We start from the raw sequence: 18,037 nt of genomic DNA, 5'->3' as shown, positions 1-18,037 counted from the left end.
CTGCCCGCCGGAGTGGAGCAATTCGCCCGAGGATTCCATCGCGGCGAGCGGGGAAAGCACAGCCAGGGTGAGGGTATCGATCAACGCGTGGGCCTTTTCCACGCGTGCCAGTACCTCACCCGCAGCACCGAAGGGGATCTCGCCCTGGAAGGTCTGCGTGAACTCTTCCACCGCAGCGAATGCGCGCGCGGCGACCGGGTCGTCGCCCGGGCCGGTGTGCGCTGCTGCGGTGTGGTTCGTCATGGTCCTATCATAACCCGAGCAGTCTTGAGAAAGGCAGTATCCGAAAGGCAACACAACCCTTACCCAGCACCCCGAGGCGGCCATTAACAAAACCCGGTTATGGCCACCCCGAACGCTGCATAATTGAGCCTGTGGATAACTCCACGGAGGACCTTTTATCGGGTATTCTGAAGCGGGGAAAGTGCGCCATCAACCCCGACCCATCACAGAGAATCTCCGAGCCAGATCCCGGACCCGGAGCTCGGAGCTCGGAGGCCGACCGCACGCCCGCCACTGCCTGACATTCAATGCTTCGCCGGGAGTGCGCGGGGCCGCCGTTGCCGTTGCCGTTGCCGTCGCAGGAGCGAGTAGGGCCCACACGCCGCAAGCGTTGGTCGCAATGTGGCCACCCCAGGGGGTGGGCAGTTGCAGTTGGCTCTTGAACCCGTTCCTTTGGGCTGCCAGGGGCCTCGGGGGCGAAGAGGGGTTCGTCGATGCGGGTCGGGTGAGCCCGGGGCAAGGGCCGGAGCGCACACCCCGAGGCGCCTCGGGCGGAGATCGCGCACCCGCGCCTCTGCCCTCCCACCCCGATACGTGGTGGGGCGCCGAAGCGGGTTGCGTGCAGGCCCGCCGGGCTACACTCCCGACCCCGACGAACCACCGACCCCGAGGCAACACCACAGAACGCCCCTCGTCCCATCCACAACCGAGGCTGTGCGGGCAGCCGGCCCACCTCAGACGCGCGCGGCGCCGCTGTGTGAGCCTCTGCCAAGACTCCTTGGACACTGACTTCAGCGCGGCCGACCGTTCTCGGCGGCGCAGAACATGGGATGGCCGAGTTCGCGGTTCTGGGTGTCGCGGACTGACGCGCCGCCGGGCAGGTCGGCGACCTCTACGCAGTTCTCCCGCCCGCCGCTGTTGTAGGAGGACTTGCGGAAGGTCAGGTCGTCGGTGTGGGGGCGCATCGCGCTGCCTTTCCTGGGGGAGCAGGTTTTCAGGCCCGGGCGTGGGGGCCTGACACAGCCCAACGGATACCGGAGGCTGTGGGCCATGAACCAGGGTGAGACCGACGACGGCACCGACGACGGAACCGGTAGCCAAACCGACGACGGATACGCGCTACTCGCTCTGGGGGAACGCATCGTGCACGCGCGTGCGATCCAGACCGCGGCGGAACTCCGGCTCGGCGACCTGCTCGCCGACCACCCCCGCACGCCACACGACCTCGCCGCCGAGCTCCGCTGCGACCCCGACGCTCTCCACCGGCTCCTCGCCCTCCTCGCCTCCGACGGGATCGTCGAGCGCACGAGCGAGCCCGCAGAAGAAACCCGATTCCAACTCACCCGCGCGGGCGCACCCCTGCGCTCCGACCACCCCGCCTCCGTCCGCGCGGTCCTGGAGATGGACGGCACCGTCGCACCACTGGTCATCGGCGCAGTGGGCCACAGCCTGGAAACCGGCGAACCCTCCATCCCGCAAGCCCTGGGCACAGACCTGTACACCTACCTCGACGAGCACCCGGCCCAGGGTGATCTCTTCGATCGCGCCATGGACGACCTCGCCCGCCTCGTCGCACCCGGCCTCCTCACGGCTCACGACTTCTCCGACACGGACCGGGTCGTCGACGTCGGCGGCGGCAACGGAACCCTCCTCGCGGAGGTTCTTCGCGCCCATCCCGAAGCGGAAGGCACGCTCCTGGAGGTACCACGCGTGGCCGAAGCGGCACAGCACCACCTCCGCGAACAGGGCCTGGCCGAGCGAACCCGCGTCGTGGCCGGCGACTTCTTCGCGGAGGTCCCCGAGGGCGGCGACGTCTACCTGTTGAAGGGTGTCCTGCACAACTGGCCCGACGGGGAAGCCGTGCGCATCCTGCGTTCCTGCCGCCGCGCCATGGACCCGGCCACCACGCCCGCCAACAACGCACGCCTCCTGGTCGTCGAGGCGGTCCTGCCCGACAACGACGGCCCGCACCCCGCACGCACCACGGACCTGGCCATGCTCGTGCTCTCCGGCGGCCGCGAACGCACGCGCGCCGAATACGCACAGCTCATGGAACAGGCGGGCCTACGACTCGCATCGGTACGCGTGGCCGACAGCCGGTTCGCGGTGCTCGAAGCGGTCGTGCAAACCTGAGCCCTCACGACCCCTCGTCCATCCACACCGGCGTGACCGTCACCGCCGAGATCGCCCACCCCCCGGCCTCGCGCCGGAAGGCATGCTCATAGCGCCCGCCGACCGCCCACCAGTCCTTCGGGTCCTGGGCCGACCGCAGGTGCACCGCCCGCATCTGCGACCGCACCGTCGCCGTGTCACCTTCGATACGCACCAGGTGGTCGGAGGTGGAGTGGTGGGTCGCCGCGTATCCGCCCAGGTCGGCGGCGACGAACGCGGCCAACCCGGCCCGTCCGTGGTGAGCGGCGTGCGGCAGGCTCAAGCGGCAGTCCTGCGTGAACAGCGCCGCGTACCCTTCGAAGTCGCGCCGGTCGAGGCAGTGCACGAACCGGGCGAGCAGGTCCAGGAGCTCGGTCCGGTCCTGCTCAGCTGTGGTCGCCAGGGCCGTCATCGCCGGCCGTCCCCTCCCGCCCCCGTAGGAGCGCGGTCTCCAGTGTCAGCCCGGGGCCGAAGGTCATCGCGACCCCGTACTCTCCTTCGGCGAGGGGATGCGATCGCAGCATGGAGTCCATGACCAGGGGGAGTCCGGCCGAGGAACAGTTCCCGAGCCGCCGCAGCACCTCGCGCGAGGGCGCCACCTGTGCCGGCTCCAGGGACAGCGACTCCTCGGCCGCGTCGATGATGCGCCGCCCGCCCGGGTGGATCGCCCACCAACCGACGTCCGGAACCCGCACCCCGTGCGGCCCGAGCAGGTCGGCGACGAGCCCCGGCAGCGCCTCGGCGATGAGGTCGGGCACCCGCGCCGACAACCCCATGAGGAAGCCGTGGTCGCCCACGTGCCAGCTCATGTGGCCCTCGAGTTCGTGCGCGGTCAGGGAGGCCAGGTCGATCACCTCGGGCCCGCTGCCCCGCTCGGCCGGGCGCAGCACCATGGCCGTGGCCGCGTCACCGAACAGCGAGTTGATCACCAGCTGCTCGATGTCCCACGGCGGAGGTTGCAGGTGCAGTGACGACAGCTCCAGGTTGACCAGCAGAGCCGCACCCCCGTGCGCGCGCACGTGGTCGTCGCACACACCGAGCCCCGGGAGCGCGGCGAAGCACCCCATGTGGCCGACGAGCAGCCGCCGTGTCGAGGGCCGCAACCCCAGCCCGGGCAACAGCCGCGAGTCCACGCCCGGGGTGCCGTAACCGGTGGAGGAGACCAGGCACAACAGCCCGACCTCCGCAGGCTCGGTTCCCGCCTCCGCCAGCGCCGCCGACGCCGCGGCGCGCGCCAGCGGCAGCCCTTCCTGCTGGAAGCGTTCCATGCGCACGGAGGTCGGCCACGAGGCGACGTCCTCCACGCGGGCGTCCACGGCCAGTCGGCGTTCTTCGATGCCGGAACCGGCGACGATCTTGGCCAGCGCCGCCGCACCCCGGTGCCCCTCGGGCAGGTGCGAGGCGAGGGTGGACTGGTCGATCACCGTCCCCGGGAGCTCCGTGGCGGTACCGCCGATCACCGTCGCGCACATGAGGCGCCACCCCGCCGGCGTGTGCCGCGCGGGGCGGCGCCCACGGCCGTGGTGTCAGGCCTTGCGGTTCTCACCGAGCTCGTCCTCGATGGGGTTCACCGGCCGGTTCTCCATCGCCGACTCGGCCATCCCCGACTGCGTGCGTTCGCGGGCCTGGCGGACCCGGGCGGCCTCGGTCTGAGCGCCCTCCTCGGACTCCTCCAGGGGCACAGAACGCAGTACCTCGTTGGGTTCGTTGTACTCGGCGGGCGGCATGGCCCGGAGTGCGCTGACGATCTCGGTGTCCGCGTCGGCATCGAGTGCGTGCTGCACGATGGTGTCCTTGTCGGCGGGGAAATCGACCTCGCCGAGGATGTCGCGAAGTCCTGCGAGACCGCGCTTGACTCCCATGTCTCCCCCTTGGAACAGGCCCCGTGGGGGGTGGTCGGGACCTGCGGATTCGCTCTCTTCGGGGGCACTACCCGAGCTGGGAGAACCCCAACCGCCGGGCCCACGTCGTTGGGGGCCCGGCGGCGGGGAACCTCGGGGAACCCGGAGGTTCGTCCTCAGCGTAGTGGCGTGGTCACCGCCCGTGCTGGGTGCCGCGCCGCGCTCCGGCCCAGGCGCGGGACAGCGTTCCGGTGTCGGTGACCACCGCCGCGTGCAGGCCCAGCACGTCGAGGGTGTGGCGGTGGCGCTGCTCGGAGTAGGAGGCCGTGGCGTCACCGGCGACGACCGTGCGCAGACCCTCCTGGAAGGCGTCCCGCACGGTCGCGTCCACACAGCAGTCGGTGGTCAGCCCGCACACCGCGACCCACTCGGTGCCGCGGGCGCGCAGGGATCCGGCCAGCCCGGTGCCGTGGAACGCGGAGTAACGCCGCTTGACCACGACCTCCTCGCCCCCGCCCGGCCCGGGCCCGTACCAGTCGGCGCCCTGGGTCCCGGCCACACACGGTTCGCGTTCGCGCAGGTCCCCGGCGTCGGCGTCGAGCAGGCCCCGCAACCACCGGGAGGACCACCAGGGGTCGGCGGGGTCCTGCTCCAACCGAGCCCAGAGCACCGGAACCCCGTGGGACCGGGCGGCGGCGACCAGGGTGTGCACACGATCGACCGCCGCCTCCACACGCCGCAGGGCGTCCTCGCCGAAGCGGGCCACGTGCTCCGGCGAGGCGAAGTCGTACTGCACGTCGACCACCAGTAGCGCGCCCCGTTCCGGTGTGCCGGGGGAGGGGTCCGGGCCTGCCCGCCTCACGCGCCGGTCCCGGCCGTTCCCGGGCGCAGCTTCGGCATGACCTGCTCACCGAACGCACGCAGGTCGGCGCCGTAGTCCGGGAAGATCAGCATCAGCCCGTCCAGCTCCGCTTCGCCGACCAGCTCGCCGATGCGCTCGGTCACCGTCTCCGGGGAGCCCGTCACGAACGGGGTCTGGAACGCCTCGTCCCCGGGGTTCTCCGCCGTCAACGACAGCGCGCGGTCCCGGGGCAGGCCCCACGAGGTCTTCATGTTCACGATCGCCTCGGTGTCGGCGCCCCGGCCGAGCTCCTCCCGCCGCGCCTCGGCGGCGGCGTCGGTCTCGTCCATGACCACCGTCATCATCGAGTACGTGCGCACCGTGCGCCCGCGGTCGGCCGCCCGCGCCCGCACGTCCCGGCTCGCCGTGCGCAGCCCGTCCAGGTCCTGGGCGGTCAGGAACGACCCGTCGCAGTGCCGTGCCTGGAAGTCCAGCCCGCGGTCCGAACGCCCGGCGCCGATGAGCGTCGGCAGGGGGTCCGGGTGCGGCAGGGAACGGCAGTCCTCCAGCGACAGGAACCGGCCCTCGTGGGTGACCGAGTCCTCTGTCCACAGCCTGTGCAGGACCGTCGCCCACTCCTCGGTGTAGGCGTAGCGGTCGCCGTGCGCGAGGTCCTCCCGCCACAGGCCCATCTGCGCGAACTCCTTCGCGTAGGCGCCCACGACGATGTTCAGCCCCGCACGCCCGCCGGAGGCCTGCTGCAGGGTCGTGGCCATCTTCGCGGTCAGGGCCGGGTGGAACAGGTTGGCGTGCACGGTCGCCCACAGCTCGATCCGCTCGGTCGCTTCGGCCAGGGCCGCCGTCATCGTCAGCGACTCCAACGTGTGCTCCCAGTGGCCGGTGGCGCCGCCGTACCCGCGCCACTTGCCCATCGACATCGCGAAGTCGAACCCGTACCGCTCGGCGTCGACCGCGGCCTGCCGGTTGGCGCCGTAGTCGGCCTGCGGGTGCGGGGCGGTCTCGGACACGATCCAGCCGCCGTTGCCGATGGGGAGGAAGATCCCGTACTCGGTCCCGGGATCGGGGTGTGTGGCTGTCAAAGCGCTCTCCTCGTCGTGTTCGCGGCGGTCACTGGTCGTCGGCCCAGACGATCTCGGCCGCGGTGTGCACGGCCTCGAGGTACTGCGGGTCGAAGAGCGGCTCGAGGTCGGGGACCTCCTCCAGTTCACCAACGTCCACGAGGGTGCCGGCCTCCTCCTCGGTCAGGGAGAGGTCGATGTGGCCGCGCGGGCGGTCCTCGGGCGTGGACGAGCCCACCAGCTCGCTCTCGGACTCCCACACCGCGAGGTTGTGCTCGGTGTCGTAACCGGCCTCGTCGAGCTCCTCGGCGTGCGCGACGCACTCCTCGCCGTTGTCGGCGCAGTGGTCGAAGGCCCGGCCGGTCGCGCGGAGGAAGTCCTCCACCGCCTCCGGGTTCTCCCCGGCCCACTCGGGGTTGACCGCCATCACGCCGAACGAGCCGACCACACCGAACTCCTCGGGGAGCCACTCGGTGTAGTTCTCGCCCATCGCGTCGAGCTGGTGGGGTTCGTTGGACCGGAACCCGGCCAGCGCCTGCACCTGGTCGCGGGGCAGCACGCTCGGGTCGTAGCCGGCCTCGACCTGGTCGATCGAGTCGATGTCGACGCCGGCCTCGGTCAGCATCGCCTCCAGGGGCGCGGGCAGCATGCTCTGGTGGCCCAGGGTCTGCCCCTCGAGCTCGGTGAGGTCCTCGACGTCGGGCCCGGTGAGCAGCGACGAGATGGGCACGTGGCCGTAGGTGGCGACCCCGATGATGTCGTGGTCGCGTTCGTGCGCCTGGAGGATCTCCGCCTCGTTGCTGGTGGGGGTGAAGTGCGCGGTCCCGGCCGAGACCAGCTGAGCGTTGCCCATGACGTCACCGTTGCCGGGCTGGATCTCGATGTCCAGGCACACGGCGTCGAAGTAGCCCAGTGCCTCGGCGGACATCACCTCGAGCTGGGTGACGGAGGCCTGGTAGTGGTACCCGGTCACGTACGTGAGTGTGCCCAGGTCGGCGTTGGCCTCGCAGCGTTCGTCGTCGACGACCACGGCGACGTCGCGTTCCTGGTCGTCACCGTCGGAGGAGCAGCCCGCGGCGGTCAGCGCCAGGGCCGAGGCCGCCGCGAGCGCGCGGGCGGTGCGGGAGAGGGGGGTGGGGGGCATGCATCTTCCTTTGTTGGGGGACCGGCGGAGGTGGACTGCGGTCGGGTGGTTCCGGGGCGCCGGGTCAGCGGGCCGGGTCCTGCTGCGACTCGTGCCAGAACAGCAGTCGGCGTTCCAGCGCGGTGACCAGGGCGAGCATGGTGACGCCCATCGCGGCCAGGCAGGCGATGGCGGCGTAGACGAGGTCGAGGCGTGCGGTGGCGGCGGAGTTGCGGATCATCGTGCCGAGCCCGCCGGCCGAACCCGCGGCGACGAACTCCGCCACGACCGCGCCGACGATCGACAGGGGCAGCACCACACGCAGGGCCGCGAGGGTGTAGGGCAGGCTGCTGGGCAGGCGCACGCGCAGCAGCACCTCCAGGCGGGACGCGTGCAGGGTCCGGAACACGTCCAGGACCGGCCCGGGTACCGATCGCAGGCCCGTCGTCACGTTGATGAGCACCGGGAAGAACGTGATGAGCGCGGTGACCACGACCTTGGGCGCCATCCCGAACCCGAAGGCGACCACGAGCGCCGGGGTGATGGCCACGACCGGGGTGACGTTGAGGACGACGGCGATCGGCATGAGGGCGCGTCGCACCACGTCGAGCTCGGACATGAGCAGGGCCAGCACGAACGCTCCGCCGGCGCCCATGAGCACGCCGATGAGCGCGGTGAACAGGGTCGTCCACGCGTTCTCGAGGAACAGGGACGGTTCCTCGACCAGCGTGCGGCCGACCTCGCCGAGCTCCGGGAGGATGTAGGGGTGTTCGCGCGCGACGGCCTGCCACGCGACGGCGAGGAGCGCCACGAGCACCGCGGTGGGCGCCCACGTGCGCGGGTGCAGCCACGCTGGGACGCGCGTGCGGCGCCGGGGCGGCCGGGCGTCGTGGGCCGCGGGTGAGGGGGAGTGTTCCGTGGTGCTCATCGTGCCCCCGTGGGCTCCGGCTCGGGTTCGGCCGCGCCGCCGTCCCAGGCCTGGCGCAGGTGGGCGCGCACGGTGTCGGCGATGGTGCGGGCGTCCGGCCCGGTGACGGCGGAGGTGCCGCGCGGGCGGGGCAGGTCGACGGGCACGGTGCGGTGGACCTTCCCCGGCGCCATCACCACGACCGTGTCGGACAGCGCCACCGCCTCCTGTACCGAGTGGGTCACGAACACGACCGTGGTGGAGCGCTGTTGCCACAGGTCCAGCAGCTGCAGTTGCAGGCTCTCGCGGGTGAACTCGTCGAGGGCGGAGAAGGGTTCGTCCATGAGCAGGAGCTCGGGGCGCAGGGCGAAGGCGCGGGCGATGGCCACCCGTTGGCGCATCCCGCCGGAGAGCTGGTGGGGGTAACTGCGGGCGGCGTGCGCCAACCCCACGCCCTCCAGGAGCTCGTCGACGGTGTCCGTTCCGCGGCCCGCGCGGCGGTTCACCCGGCCGGGCAGGGCCACGTTCCGGCGCACGGTCGCCCAGGGCAGCAGCGCGGGGGTCTGCGGGACCAGCCCGACTGCTTTGGCGCGGCACAGCGCCCTCGGGCCGGAGCCGAACAGGTCGACCGTGCCCTCGTCCGGTGAGGTGAGCCCGGCCAACACCCTCAACAGGGTCGACTTCCCGCAGCCGCTCGGGCCGATGAGGGAGACGAAGCGCCGGCGCGGGACCTCGAGGTCGAGCCCGGCGAGCGCGGGCCGGTCGGAGCCGGGGTAGCTCTTGGTGAGCGCGCGGACCTCGATGCGGTCCCCGCTCACGCCCCTGTGGCCCGGGGTTCCGGGCACGGACGTCGGCACGGTGCAGCCACCCTCCGGATCGGACGTCCCCCGGGCAGGCGGTACCGGGGACGTCGGTGGAGAGCGGGCGGAAGGTGTGTGCCGGCGGCCCGCGGGGTTCTCGACCCGTCAAAAGTAGGGTCACCGAGTTTACGGAACATCAACAGGCGGTCACGGAGAGGTATCGAGCTGGAGTGTGTGCAGGGGGTCGCCGTCCACCAGGATCACGATCTCCGCCGCGGCCAGGGCCTCGGTGAGCCAGGTCCGGGGGACGAGCGTGCGTGCGAACGGGGCGCCGACGACCAGCGCGGCCCGGGTGTCCGGAAGGTGGTGGTCGCGCAGCCACGCCAGTTTGAAGGCGTCGGCGATGGCCTTGTTGCGGTGCGCGGAGCGGAGCCGGTCGCCCAGCGCGGAGCTCTGCGCGATGAGGTGCGGAGGGTCGCCCGCGTCGGCGTGGTCGACGGCGATGCGTGTGCCGCCGGGGAGGGTGAACTCGCGCGGGCGCACGTCGGTCCCGAGGAAGGCGGAGAGCCGTTCCCGGGTCCGGTCGGCGTCGGGTTCCTGCGACTGGGCCCGTTGTCGAGGGGGCGGAGGCGGGGGATGTGCCATGCCTGCGAGCCTATGTTCGGTCGGTCCTGCGGCCGGGTGACGGAAGTCCGTGCGACCGAGCCCTGCGACGGCGAACGGCAACCCCTTGAACTCAACCTTGGTCGAGGTTCTACTGTCGTTCGGGTCGACACCGAGGAGGAACGATGGCGACCGAGACCGGACCCCCGGCATCACCCGCACCCCCCGCGGCGACGTGGCGGGAGTGGACCGCGCTGGCCGTGCTCACCGTGCCGCTGCTCATGGCGGCCACGGACATGACGGTCCTGTTCCTGGCCCTGCCGGCGATCGCGGCCGACCTCGCCCCGGGCAGCACCCAGATGCTCTGGATCCTGCACGTGGCCGAGTTCCTGGGTGTCGGCATGGCCCTGACGATGGGCTGGCTCGGCGCCCGCACCGGACGCCGCCGCCTGCTGCTCATGGGTGTGGCACTCTACGGAACCGCCTCGCTGGGCGCGGCCTTCGCGCCGACGCCCGAGGTCCTCATCGCCTTCCGCGCCCTCATGGGTGTGGCCGCCGCGACCCTGACCCCGAGCATCATGGCGCTGCTGCGTGTGCTGTTCCGGTCGTCGGCGCAGTTCTCCGTGGCCGTCGCCGTGACCATGAGCGCCTTCTCCGCGGGCATGGCTCTGGGGCCGCCGCTGGGCGGGGTGATCCTCGAGTACTTCTGGTGGGGCGCGGTCTTCGTGCTCAACGTCCCGGTGGCCGTGCTGGTCCTGATCGTGGCGCCGTTCCTGCTGCCGTCCCGCCGCGAGGAGGTCACGGGCGGGTTCGACCTGAGCAGCGTCGTGCTGTCCACGAGCGCGATCATCCTGGTGATCTTCGGGTTGCAGGAGATCGCCGACCGCACCGCCGCGGCCGCCGGCGCGCCCCTGTGGCCGTACGTGGTCTCGGTCGCCGCCGGTGTCGGCCTCGGGGCGCTCTTCGCCCGGCGGCAGCTGCGGCTGGAGGACCCGCTGCTCGACCTGTCCCTGTTCCGCCGTCCCGCCTTCTCGGTCTCGGTGGCGGCGGTGATGTTCATGCTGCTGGCCATCGGTGGCGCGGACATGCTGCTGGCCCAGTTCCTGCAGACCGTGCAGGCGCTCTCGCCGGCCCAGGCCGGGGCCCTGCTCATCGTGCCCGCCGTGGCCGGGCTCATCACCGGGCTGCTGCCGCCCCTGCTCGTGCGGTGGGTACGGCCGAGCATCGTGATGGCCGGCGGGCTGTTCACCGCGGCGATCGGCGCCGCCGTCATGGTCTGGGCGCTGCCCACCGGGAACACCGCGCTCATCATCGCCACCACGACCGTCATCGCCGCCGCGCTCGGCCCGCTCTTCACCCTGAGCATCAACCTGGTGGTCGCCTCCGCGCCGGTGTCCAAGGCCGGGTCGGCCACCGCGGTGGGCGACGTCGGCGGCGGCCTGGGCAACGCGCTGAGCCTGGCCTTCCTCGGGAGCCTCTCGGCGGTGGTCTACCGGACCACGCTGCAGGGCTCCGAGCTGTCGGAGGTCCCCGGCGGTGCGCGTGAGGCCGCGGAGGAGAGCATCGGCGGCGCCGCCGCGGTCGCGGAGTCCCTGCCGGGCGCGGCCGCCGCCGAGCTGACGCGCGCCGCGGACGCGGCCTTCACCACCGCGGTGCAGTCCGGTTACGGCATCGCCGCGGTGATCCTCGTGCCCACGGCGGTGGTGGTGCTGTGGCTGCTGCGGCACGTGACGCTGGACGACACGGACGGCACTGGTGATACCGGCGGGACGGAAGGCTCAGGAGGGGCGGGCGACACCGGAGGGACCGACGCGGCGGAGGTGGCAGATTCGCCCGGCGGAACGCGAACCGGCGCGGACGCGGGGGCATCGCACCCCGCATGACCCCTTCGCCCCTTCCCCGGCACGACCATGACCCGAACGAGCTGGGCGGCCACGAGATCCTCGGCCGCCTGGGGGCGGGAGGACAGGGCACCGTCTTCCTCGCCCGGTCCTCCGACGGCACCCGGGTGGCGGTCAAGACCCTCAACGCCGAGGGCATGGCCGACCCGGAGGTGCGCCGCCGCTTCGAGGGCGAGGCCAGGGCGGCGCACCGGGTGGCCTCCTTCTGCACCGCCGCCGTTCTGGGCGCCGACTTCGAGGCGAGCCCGCCCTACATCGTGAGCGAGTACGTCGAGGGGCCCACCCTGCACCAGTCCGTCAGGGACTCCGGGCCGCTGGGCGAGGGCGACCTGAACCGGATGGCGGTGGCGGTCGCGACCGCGCTCGTGGCCATCCACGAGGCCGGGATCGTGCACCGCGACCTCAAGCCCGGCAACGTGCTCATGGCCCAGGGCGGGGCGCGCGTCATCGACTTCGGGATCGCGCAGGTCACCGACGGCGCGGGCACCGTGACCCACTCCCAGATCGGCACCCCGGCGTTCATGTCGCCCGAGCAGATCTCCGACGGACGGGTCGGACCGGCCACCGACGTGTTCGCCTGGGGCGCGGTCGTGGCGTTCGCGGCGTCGGGCAGGGCCTCGTTCGACGCGGGGAGCCTGCCGGCGGTGCTGCACAACGTGATGAACTCCGAGCCGGACCTGAGCGCGGTGCCCGAGCCGTTGCGCCCGCTCGTCGCGGCCGCGCTGAGCAAGGACCCGGCGCAGCGGCCCTCGTCGCTGGACGTGCTGCACACGCTGCTGGGGCGCACACCCGGGGCCCCGGACGGCGGAACCCCGGCCGGGGGCGGGGCCGCGACCCTGCCGCAGACCAGGCCGGTCGAGGGCCCCGGTCCGCAGCCGCCGTACGGCCCTGGTGCCCAACCGGAGAAGGCTCCGCGGCGCCGACCCGGGAAGCGTGCGCTCCTGTGGACGGGCGTGGCGGTCGCGTGCGCGTTGCTACTGGTCGGAGGGTTCATCGCCCAGCGCGCCCTGTTCGGCGGACAGGCCCCCTGGGGCGGCGGGCTCCCCTGGAGCGAGCCCGAGTTCGACCCGTCGGGCGAGCTCGAGTACGGCGCCGAGATCGAGGGCACCTGGGAGGGCACCCTGGAGAGCGGCGGCTCCATAGCCGTGACCTTCACCGAGGGGGAGACCACGGCCGACGTCGAATTTCCGGACGCAGAGCCCGAGTCGTGCTCGGACGGTGCGCTCGACCTGCAGGGGTACACCGACCGCGGTTATGAGTTCGACTTCAAGGGCATCGACGGGATCGATGCCGAGAACTGCCTCGGGGCGCACTGGGCGATGATCGGGGTGCCCTTCGGCGAGCTCCACCGGTCCGAGGACGGCGCCGAGCTCGTGCTCGACTCCGACAGCCCGTTCGCCGGCGACCCGCACGAGGAACTGGTCCTCCACCGCGTCGAGGGGTGACCCCGGGACGGGCGCGCTCAGGCCTGGCCCTGGTCGGCCGCGTCGATGACTTCCTGCACGCCCGACAACAGGCACCGCAGCCCGAACTCGAACCGGTCCGTGGTCGGGCCGGCGGCGCGCGCGGTCAGGGCCGCGACCAGGCCGGGCGCCTCACCCAGCGCCGACCGCACCTCGGGGGTCAGCTCGGCCGCGCCCCCGGTCATCGCGTCGTCCGAACGCAGGTGCAGCACGGCCGAGCCCCGCACGAATCCGTCCACGGTCTCCACGACGTCCAGCCGCTGCCGGTCGGTCAGGCCCGTGCCCTCGAACACCCGCAGCGCCGAGTCCAGCCAGGCGATCATGTTGGGCCCGCCGCCGGAGACGCGGAAGCGCAGTTCCATGACCCAGGGGTGGCGCACGTAGCCGTCCCAGTCGTTCTTGGCCCACGCCTCGACCTGCTCGCGCCAGGTGCCCGGGAGAGTGTGGGGGAGCCGGTCCTGTTGCCCCACCAGGGTGTCCAGGACGAGGAGTTCGAGGTCGTCCTTGCCGGACACGTAGGTGTACAGGGTTCCGGGCACGACCGACAGCGCCGTGGCGAGGCGGCGCATGGTCAGGGCCCGCACGCCTTCGTGCTCGACCAGGCCGATCGCGGTCTCGGCGATCAGCTCCCGGGACAGGCGCGGGCGGGGGCCGGGTGTGTGTTCCCGCCCCGCGCCCGGGCTCGTGCTCGGCCTCATGAGTTCAATCTACGACTCGGCCCCGCGTGAGGTGCTCCTGCTCCGCCCCTGCATCAGGCGGCGCAGCGCCACCTCGAACGGGCCGCGCAGGCCGCGGCGTTCCATGAGGGCGGCGGCGAGCACGGTGGCCAGCCACAGCCCGAGCGCGAACAGGGCCATCGTCGCGCTGGTCAGGTGGGCGCCCAGGCCCAGCCCCCATGCCGACAGCACCGGCACCATGACGATCGAGTGGGTGAGGTAACCGCTCAGGGAGCGTTTTCCGAGCGCGGAGACCGCACCGACGGGGCCGGGCACTCGTCCTGCCCTGGTGAGGCGTTCGGCGGCCAGGACGAAGATCGCGACGTACCCGAGGCCCCCGGCCAGGCCGGTCGTCCACGAGGCCATGGTCGCTGCTGCCCCGGTCAGCCCGTCGAACGGCGGCGGGTTCCAGGCCCCGACGAGCATCAGGGCCTCGGGCAGCGCACCGAGCAGTCCGATGGTGAAACCGCCGACGGCGACGGTGCGCAGCAGGCGCAGGTTGCGTCCGGGTTCCTCGATGATGCGCCGGCGTGCGGCCCACATCCCGAGCAGCATCGCTGTCGGCAGGACCACCCCGAACAGGTTGATCAGCAACAGCAGGGCCCAGGTGAAGACCCGGAACACGGCCGAGACGAGGTAGTTCTCCTCCCCGGAACCGCTGAGCGTGGACCGGTTGCCCTCCTCGGCCACGGCGGGCACGCCGGAGGTCACCGCCGGGTCGAGGGCGTAGGCGGCCACGACGAGCGCCACGGCCGCGGCGAGGACCACGGCGAGCACGCTCACGCCGGCGATCACCCAGCCGCGCATGCGCCGCTCGCTCTTGCGCAGGAACAGCGCGCAGAGGATCAGCCCGATCAGGCCGTAGGCGGCCAGGACCTCGCTGGCCAGCAGCAGGAGGGCGTGCAGGAACCCGATGACCAGCAGCCACAGGTTGCGGCGGCGCACCTGCGCGGCGGCCTCTGCCTCGCTCAGCCCGGCCTCCTGGCGGCGGGTGAAGACCTGGACGATCCCGTAACCGACGAGGAAGGCGAACAGGGGATAGACCCGCACGTCCAGCAGCGCGGTCATGAGGAACTGGGTGACGTCGTCCGCCGGCCCCGTGGGGTCGGGGAACTCGTCCGACCTGGTGTAGTCGCCCGCGTACAGGAAGAACGCGGTGTTGGACAGCAGGATCAGCAGGAGCATGGCGCCCCGGGCGAAGTCGGGCGCGAGCAGGCGTCCGCGTGCCCCGGAGGCGGTGGGTGCTGTGGGTTCCACGGGCCCTCCCCGGGTGTTTCTGAACACTGTTCAGAATTATAGACGCACGTCGCCCGTCCGGCCACCCCGCGCCGGGTCGCTGCAGGACGAGTCGAGCCGGGCGCGAGGTACGAGCGTCAGGCGCGGGCGAGGCCGAAGCATCCGGGCTTTGGGCGCCCGTAGCCCCGGCCGAGCTTGCGAGGGCGCATACAACGCAGAGGGCGCGCCGGGTCGCTGCAGGACGAGTCGAGCCGGGAGCGAGGTACGAGCGTCAGGCGCGCGTGAGGCCGAAGCATCCCGGCTTCTGGCGCCCGTAGCCCCGGCCGAGCTTGCGAGGCCGCAAAAAGCGCAGAGGGCGTGCCGGGTCGCTGCAGGATGAGTCGAGCCGGGAGCGAGGAACGAGCGTCAGGCGCGGGCGAGGCCGAAGCATCCCGGCTTCTGGCGCCCGTAGCCCCGGCCGAGCTTGCGAGGGCGCATACAACGCAGAGGGCGCGCCGGGTCGCTGCAGGACGAGTCGAGCCGGGAGCGAGGAACGAGCGTCAGGCGCGGGCGAGGCCGAAGCATCCCGGCTTCTGGCGCCCGTAGCCCCGGCCGAGCTTGCGAGGGCGCATACAACGCAGAGGGCGCGCCGGGTCGCTGCAGGACGAGTCGAGCCGGGAGCGAGGAACGAGCGTCAGGCGCGGGCGAGGCCGAAGCATCCCGGCTTCTGGCGCCCGTAGCCCCGGCCGAGCTTGCGAGGGCGCATACAACGCAGAGGGCGCGCCGGGTCGCTGCAGGACGAGTCGAGCCGGGAGCGAGGAACGAGCGTCAGGCGCGGGCGAGGCCGAAGCATCCCGGCTTCTGGCGCCCGTAGCCCCGGCCGAGCTTGCGAGGGCGCATACAACGCAGAGGGCGCGCCGGGTCGCTGCAGGACGAGTCGAGCCGGGAGCGAGGAACGAGCGTCAGGCGCGGGCGAGGCCGAAGCATCCCGGCTTCTGGCGCCCGTAGCCCCGGCCGAGCTTGCGAGGGCGCATACAACGCAGAGGGCGCGCCGGGTCGCTGCAGGACGAGTCGAGCCGGGAGCGAGGAACGAGCGTCAGGCGCGGGCGAGGCCGAAGCATCCCGGCTTCTGGCGCCCGTAGCCCCGGCCGAGCTTGCGAGGGCGCATACAACGCAGAGGGCGCGCCGGGTCGCTGCAGGATGAGTCGAGCCGGGAGCGAGGTACGAGCGTCAGGCGCGGGCGAGGCCGAAGCATCCGGGCTTTGGGCGCCTGTAGCCCCGGCCGAGCTTGCGAGGGCGCATACAACGCAGAGGGCGCGCCGGGTCGCTGCAGGATGAGTCGAGCCGGGAGCGAGGTACGAGCGTCACGCGCGGGCGAGGCCGAAGCATCCGGGCTTTGGGCGCCCGTAGCCCCGGCCGAGCTTGCGAGGGCGCAAAAAACTACGACGCGAAGAACCTCCGCCGGCGCTGTCCGATCTGCCCCGCCGAGGGCGTCCACTCACGGTCCAACCGCGCGTCGGTGCCGTTCTCCTGGTGCAGGCGCCGCCAGGCACGGCGCGACATCCCCACCCGGTGGGCCTCGCCGAGGGCACCGCTGAGCTTGGCGGCCACGCTGATGCAGCTGCCGACGAGCTCCTCGACGGTGTCGCGCAGGGTCTGCACCTTGAAGCGGGAGACCCGGCCGGCGTCGATCCCGCAACGCACCTCCAGGGACAGCGAGGTCTCCTCCCCGCAGACGGGGCAGGTGGTGCAGCCGCATCTCAAGTGGCGCACGAGTTCGTCGGGTGGATCGTCGACCATGTGGCGCAGGCGCCGGGTGTACTCGACCGCGTCCTGGACCCGGTCGGCCCCGGAGAACAGGATGAGCACCCCGTCCCCGCGCAGGTGCACCTCGGCCCCGTCGATGTCCTCGACGAGCCGGACGCATTCGGAGAGAAAGACCTGGAAGAGTTCTGCCGCTGCATTGAGCCCGTGGTGTCTTTCCACGAACTCGACGATCCCCGTTGATCCGCGCATGTCCGCGAACAGCGCGGTGAACTCCTCCCCGTCGTCGGGGGAGGAGTGCTCACCTGCGTTGTTGTGGTCAGGGGTCCTCACCATCGCTTCTGCTCTTTCCGGGATGGTCGCGGTCTCTCGGGTCCAGGGAGAGACGGACGTTCATGTAGACCTTGCCGTGGTGGTGGTCGACGGGGCAGCGCCGGAAGGGGCGTTCGACGAACACACCGAGCGCGAGCAGGGTGACGCCCGCGGCGGCGAGCAGTATGAGGCGTGAGGTGGACATGTAGGGGAGGGCGACATCGCCCACCTCGAGTCCACCTCCGATCAGGGCGGCGACAAAGACGAGGGCACCGATGGCGCGGAGGGACACGGTTCTTCTCCCTGAGCGGAGAGGTACAGCGACGCTACCAAGAGTACTCCTCGATCAAGTTAAGTGCAATACTCCACATAAGAAAGTCAAGAAATTGTGTTTCCGTCGGCGACGCTCGCCAGGATCGCCTCGTCGGTGATGATGATGCGCTGTCGACCCGTCGCCACCGCGCCCATGGCCCTGAGTCTCTTGACCACCTGTGACACCGACTCGCGTGAGACCCCCACCAGGCCCGCGAGCTCGCGCTGGTTCAGGGCCACGCACACGCCGCGCTCGTCCGGGGTGCCGATCTTGGCGGCCAGCTCCACCAGCCCCCGCGCCAGCCGCTGCTCCGCGCCGATGATCCCGTGCTCGGCCTGCTTGCGGGTGGCCTCCTTGAGCCTGGCGTGCAGGTGCCGCAGGAGCGCACGCATCACCCGGGGGTGTTCGTACAGGAACTCCAGCCACACGTCGCCGGGCACGTAGAGCGCCTCGACCTCGCTCAACGCGTACACGCTCGCCGATCTGGGTTCCCGGCCGATCGCCGCCATCTCGCCGACGGTCTCGCCGGGGCCGCGCACCGCCACGATGTGTTCGGAGGAGTGCGTGGTGATCTTGACGTGCCCGTGCCGCACCAGCAGCACGAAGTCGGTGAGCTCGCCCGCGCCGAACAGGATCGAACCCGCGGGGTAACGGGTCACGTGGCCGAGCTTCTCCACCTCCTCTCGTTCGGAGTGGGTCAGGAGAGAAGTTCCGCTTGTCAGTTCCACATCATCCACACACCAAAGTGTAGTAATGCACTGAGCGCCTGCAGAGAAGACACGCCCT

Annotated in this window: 18 protein-coding genes and 1 pseudogene; 3 read left to right on the top strand and 16 right to left on the bottom strand. The window is 71.8% G+C overall.

Annotated features, from left to right (window positions below):
* Positions 1-243: pseudogene (locus tag IDM40_RS05100) on the bottom strand (HNH endonuclease); the annotation flags it as partial.
* Positions 244-1,013: 770 nt separating this feature from the next.
* Positions 1,014-1,187 (bottom strand): DUF397 domain-containing protein, encoded by a 174-nt coding sequence (locus IDM40_RS05095; RefSeq protein ID WP_193120710.1) that lies wholly within the window; start codon positions 1,185-1,187, stop codon positions 1,014-1,016.
* Positions 1,188-1,272: 85 nt separating this feature from the next.
* Between IDM40_RS05095 and IDM40_RS05090 the strand changes: the two genes are divergently transcribed.
* Positions 1,273-2,355, top strand: coding sequence for a methyltransferase (locus tag IDM40_RS05090; protein ID WP_193120709.1), 1,083 nt, complete (start codon positions 1,273-1,275; stop codon positions 2,353-2,355).
* A 4-nt stretch (positions 2,356-2,359) separates the two neighbouring features.
* On the opposite strand, the gene IDM40_RS05085 is transcribed toward IDM40_RS05090, so the two are convergent.
* The 9 genes from IDM40_RS05085 to IDM40_RS05045 form a co-directional block, all read right to left on the bottom strand.
* Positions 2,360-2,785, bottom strand: coding sequence for a nuclear transport factor 2 family protein (locus IDM40_RS05085; RefSeq protein WP_193120708.1), 426 nt, complete (start codon positions 2,783-2,785; stop codon positions 2,360-2,362).
* Positions 2,760-3,845 (bottom strand): type III polyketide synthase, encoded by a 1,086-nt coding sequence (locus IDM40_RS05080; RefSeq protein ID WP_193120707.1) that lies wholly within the window; start codon positions 3,843-3,845, stop codon positions 2,760-2,762. The genes IDM40_RS05085 and IDM40_RS05080 overlap by 26 nt, the downstream gene beginning before the upstream one ends.
* 54 nt (positions 3,846-3,899) lie before the next feature.
* Positions 3,900-4,235: a DUF2795 domain-containing protein gene (locus IDM40_RS05075; RefSeq protein ID WP_193120706.1), complete on the bottom strand. Its 336-nt coding sequence runs from the start codon at positions 4,233-4,235 to the stop codon at positions 3,900-3,902.
* 172 nt (positions 4,236-4,407) lie between these two features.
* Complete coding sequence (locus IDM40_RS05070) at positions 4,408-5,076, bottom strand: cysteine hydrolase family protein (protein ID WP_193120705.1); 669 nt, start codon at positions 5,074-5,076, stop codon at positions 4,408-4,410.
* The gene (locus IDM40_RS05065) at positions 5,073-6,155 is read right to left on the bottom strand and encodes an LLM class flavin-dependent oxidoreductase (RefSeq protein ID WP_193120704.1); all 1,083 of its coding nucleotides are present in this window, start codon (positions 6,153-6,155) and stop codon (positions 5,073-5,075) included. The genes IDM40_RS05070 and IDM40_RS05065 overlap by 4 nt, the downstream gene beginning before the upstream one ends.
* A 28-nt stretch (positions 6,156-6,183) precedes the next feature.
* The gene (locus IDM40_RS05060; RefSeq protein WP_193120703.1) at positions 6,184-7,278 is read right to left on the bottom strand and encodes an ABC transporter substrate-binding protein; all 1,095 of its coding nucleotides are present in this window, start codon (positions 7,276-7,278) and stop codon (positions 6,184-6,186) included.
* Positions 7,279-7,342: 64 nt separating this feature from the next.
* Positions 7,343-8,185, bottom strand: a complete 843-nt coding sequence (locus tag IDM40_RS05055) for an ABC transporter permease (protein ID WP_193120702.1) — start codon at positions 8,183-8,185, stop codon at positions 7,343-7,345.
* Positions 8,182-8,982, bottom strand: a complete 801-nt coding sequence (locus tag IDM40_RS05050; RefSeq protein ID WP_193120748.1) for an ABC transporter ATP-binding protein — start codon at positions 8,980-8,982, stop codon at positions 8,182-8,184. The genes IDM40_RS05055 and IDM40_RS05050 overlap by 4 nt, the downstream gene beginning before the upstream one ends.
* Positions 8,983-9,171: 189 nt before the next feature.
* The gene (locus tag IDM40_RS05045; protein WP_193120701.1) at positions 9,172-9,609 is read right to left on the bottom strand and encodes a hypothetical protein; all 438 of its coding nucleotides are present in this window, start codon (positions 9,607-9,609) and stop codon (positions 9,172-9,174) included.
* Positions 9,610-9,752: 143 nt separating this feature from the next.
* On the opposite strand from IDM40_RS05045, the gene IDM40_RS05040 reads away from it, so the two are divergent.
* Both IDM40_RS05040 and IDM40_RS05035 read left to right on the top strand, forming a co-directional pair.
* Entirely contained in the window at positions 9,753-11,450 is a 1,698-nt protein-coding gene (locus IDM40_RS05040) for an MFS transporter (protein WP_235997306.1), read from the top strand.
* A complete protein-coding gene (locus tag IDM40_RS05035) occupies positions 11,447-12,913 on the top strand; it encodes a serine/threonine-protein kinase (RefSeq protein WP_193120700.1) in 1,467 nt (488 codons plus the stop codon). The genes IDM40_RS05040 and IDM40_RS05035 overlap by 4 nt, the downstream gene beginning before the upstream one ends.
* A 17-nt stretch (positions 12,914-12,930) precedes the next feature.
* Here the strand turns inward: IDM40_RS05035 and IDM40_RS05030 are convergent, their stop codons facing one another.
* The 5 genes from IDM40_RS05030 to IDM40_RS05010 form a co-directional block, all read right to left on the bottom strand.
* A complete protein-coding gene (locus IDM40_RS05030; RefSeq protein WP_193120699.1) occupies positions 12,931-13,629 on the bottom strand; it encodes a TetR/AcrR family transcriptional regulator in 699 nt (232 codons plus the stop codon).
* 9 nt (positions 13,630-13,638) lie between these two features.
* Complete coding sequence (locus tag IDM40_RS05025) at positions 13,639-14,904, bottom strand: DUF418 domain-containing protein (RefSeq protein ID WP_193120698.1); 1,266 nt, start codon at positions 14,902-14,904, stop codon at positions 13,639-13,641.
* A 1,398-nt stretch (positions 14,905-16,302) separates the two neighbouring features.
* A complete protein-coding gene (locus IDM40_RS05020; RefSeq protein WP_193120697.1) occupies positions 16,303-16,962 on the bottom strand; it encodes a hypothetical protein in 660 nt (219 codons plus the stop codon).
* Positions 16,946-17,230 (bottom strand): hypothetical protein, encoded by a 285-nt coding sequence (locus IDM40_RS05015; RefSeq protein ID WP_193120696.1) that lies wholly within the window; start codon positions 17,228-17,230, stop codon positions 16,946-16,948. Before IDM40_RS05015 ends, IDM40_RS05020 begins: the two co-directional genes overlap by 17 nt.
* A gap of 86 nt (positions 17,231-17,316) precedes the next feature.
* Positions 17,317-17,988, bottom strand: coding sequence for a Crp/Fnr family transcriptional regulator (locus tag IDM40_RS05010; protein ID WP_328806942.1), 672 nt, complete (start codon positions 17,986-17,988; stop codon positions 17,317-17,319).
* Positions 17,989-18,037: the final 49 nt, after the last annotated feature.

The organism is Nocardiopsis coralli, assembly GCF_014892575.1.
GTDB classification, from domain to species: domain Bacteria; phylum Actinomycetota; class Actinomycetes; order Streptosporangiales; family Streptosporangiaceae; genus Nocardiopsis; species Nocardiopsis coralli.
This window is presented reverse-complemented; position numbering and strand designations above follow the sequence as displayed.

Bases quoted from the DNA above. Each gene is read 5' to 3' on its own strand.
- IDM40_RS05095 (WP_193120710.1), bottom strand. From the start codon at position 1,187: ATGCGCCCCCACACCGACGACCTGACCTTCCGCAAGTCCTCCTACAAC.
- IDM40_RS05040 (WP_235997306.1), top strand. From the start codon at position 9,753: ATGGCGACCGAGACCGGACCCCCGGCATCACCCGCACCCCCCGCGGCG.
- IDM40_RS05080 (WP_193120707.1), bottom strand. From the start codon at position 3,845: ATGTGCGCGACGGTGATCGGCGGTACCGCCACGGAGCTCCCGGGGACG.
- IDM40_RS05035 (WP_193120700.1), top strand. From the start codon at position 11,447: ATGACCCCTTCGCCCCTTCCCCGGCACGACCATGACCCGAACGAGCTG.
- IDM40_RS05020 (WP_193120697.1), bottom strand. From the start codon at position 16,962: ATGGTGAGGACCCCTGACCACAACAACGCAGGTGAGCACTCCTCCCCC.
- IDM40_RS05045 (WP_193120701.1), bottom strand. From the start codon at position 9,609: ATGGCACATCCCCCGCCTCCGCCCCCTCGACAACGGGCCCAGTCGCAG.
- IDM40_RS05075 (WP_193120706.1), bottom strand. From the start codon at position 4,235: ATGGGAGTCAAGCGCGGTCTCGCAGGACTTCGCGACATCCTCGGCGAG.
- IDM40_RS05085 (WP_193120708.1), bottom strand. From the start codon at position 2,785: ATGACGGCCCTGGCGACCACAGCTGAGCAGGACCGGACCGAGCTCCTG.
- IDM40_RS05060 (WP_193120703.1), bottom strand. From the start codon at position 7,278: ATGCCCCCCACCCCCCTCTCCCGCACCGCCCGCGCGCTCGCGGCGGCC.
- IDM40_RS05055 (WP_193120702.1), bottom strand. From the start codon at position 8,185: ATGAGCACCACGGAACACTCCCCCTCACCCGCGGCCCACGACGCCCGG.
- IDM40_RS05030 (WP_193120699.1), bottom strand. From the start codon at position 13,629: ATGAGGCCGAGCACGAGCCCGGGCGCGGGGCGGGAACACACACCCGGC.
- IDM40_RS05090 (WP_193120709.1), top strand. From the start codon at position 1,273: ATGAACCAGGGTGAGACCGACGACGGCACCGACGACGGAACCGGTAGC.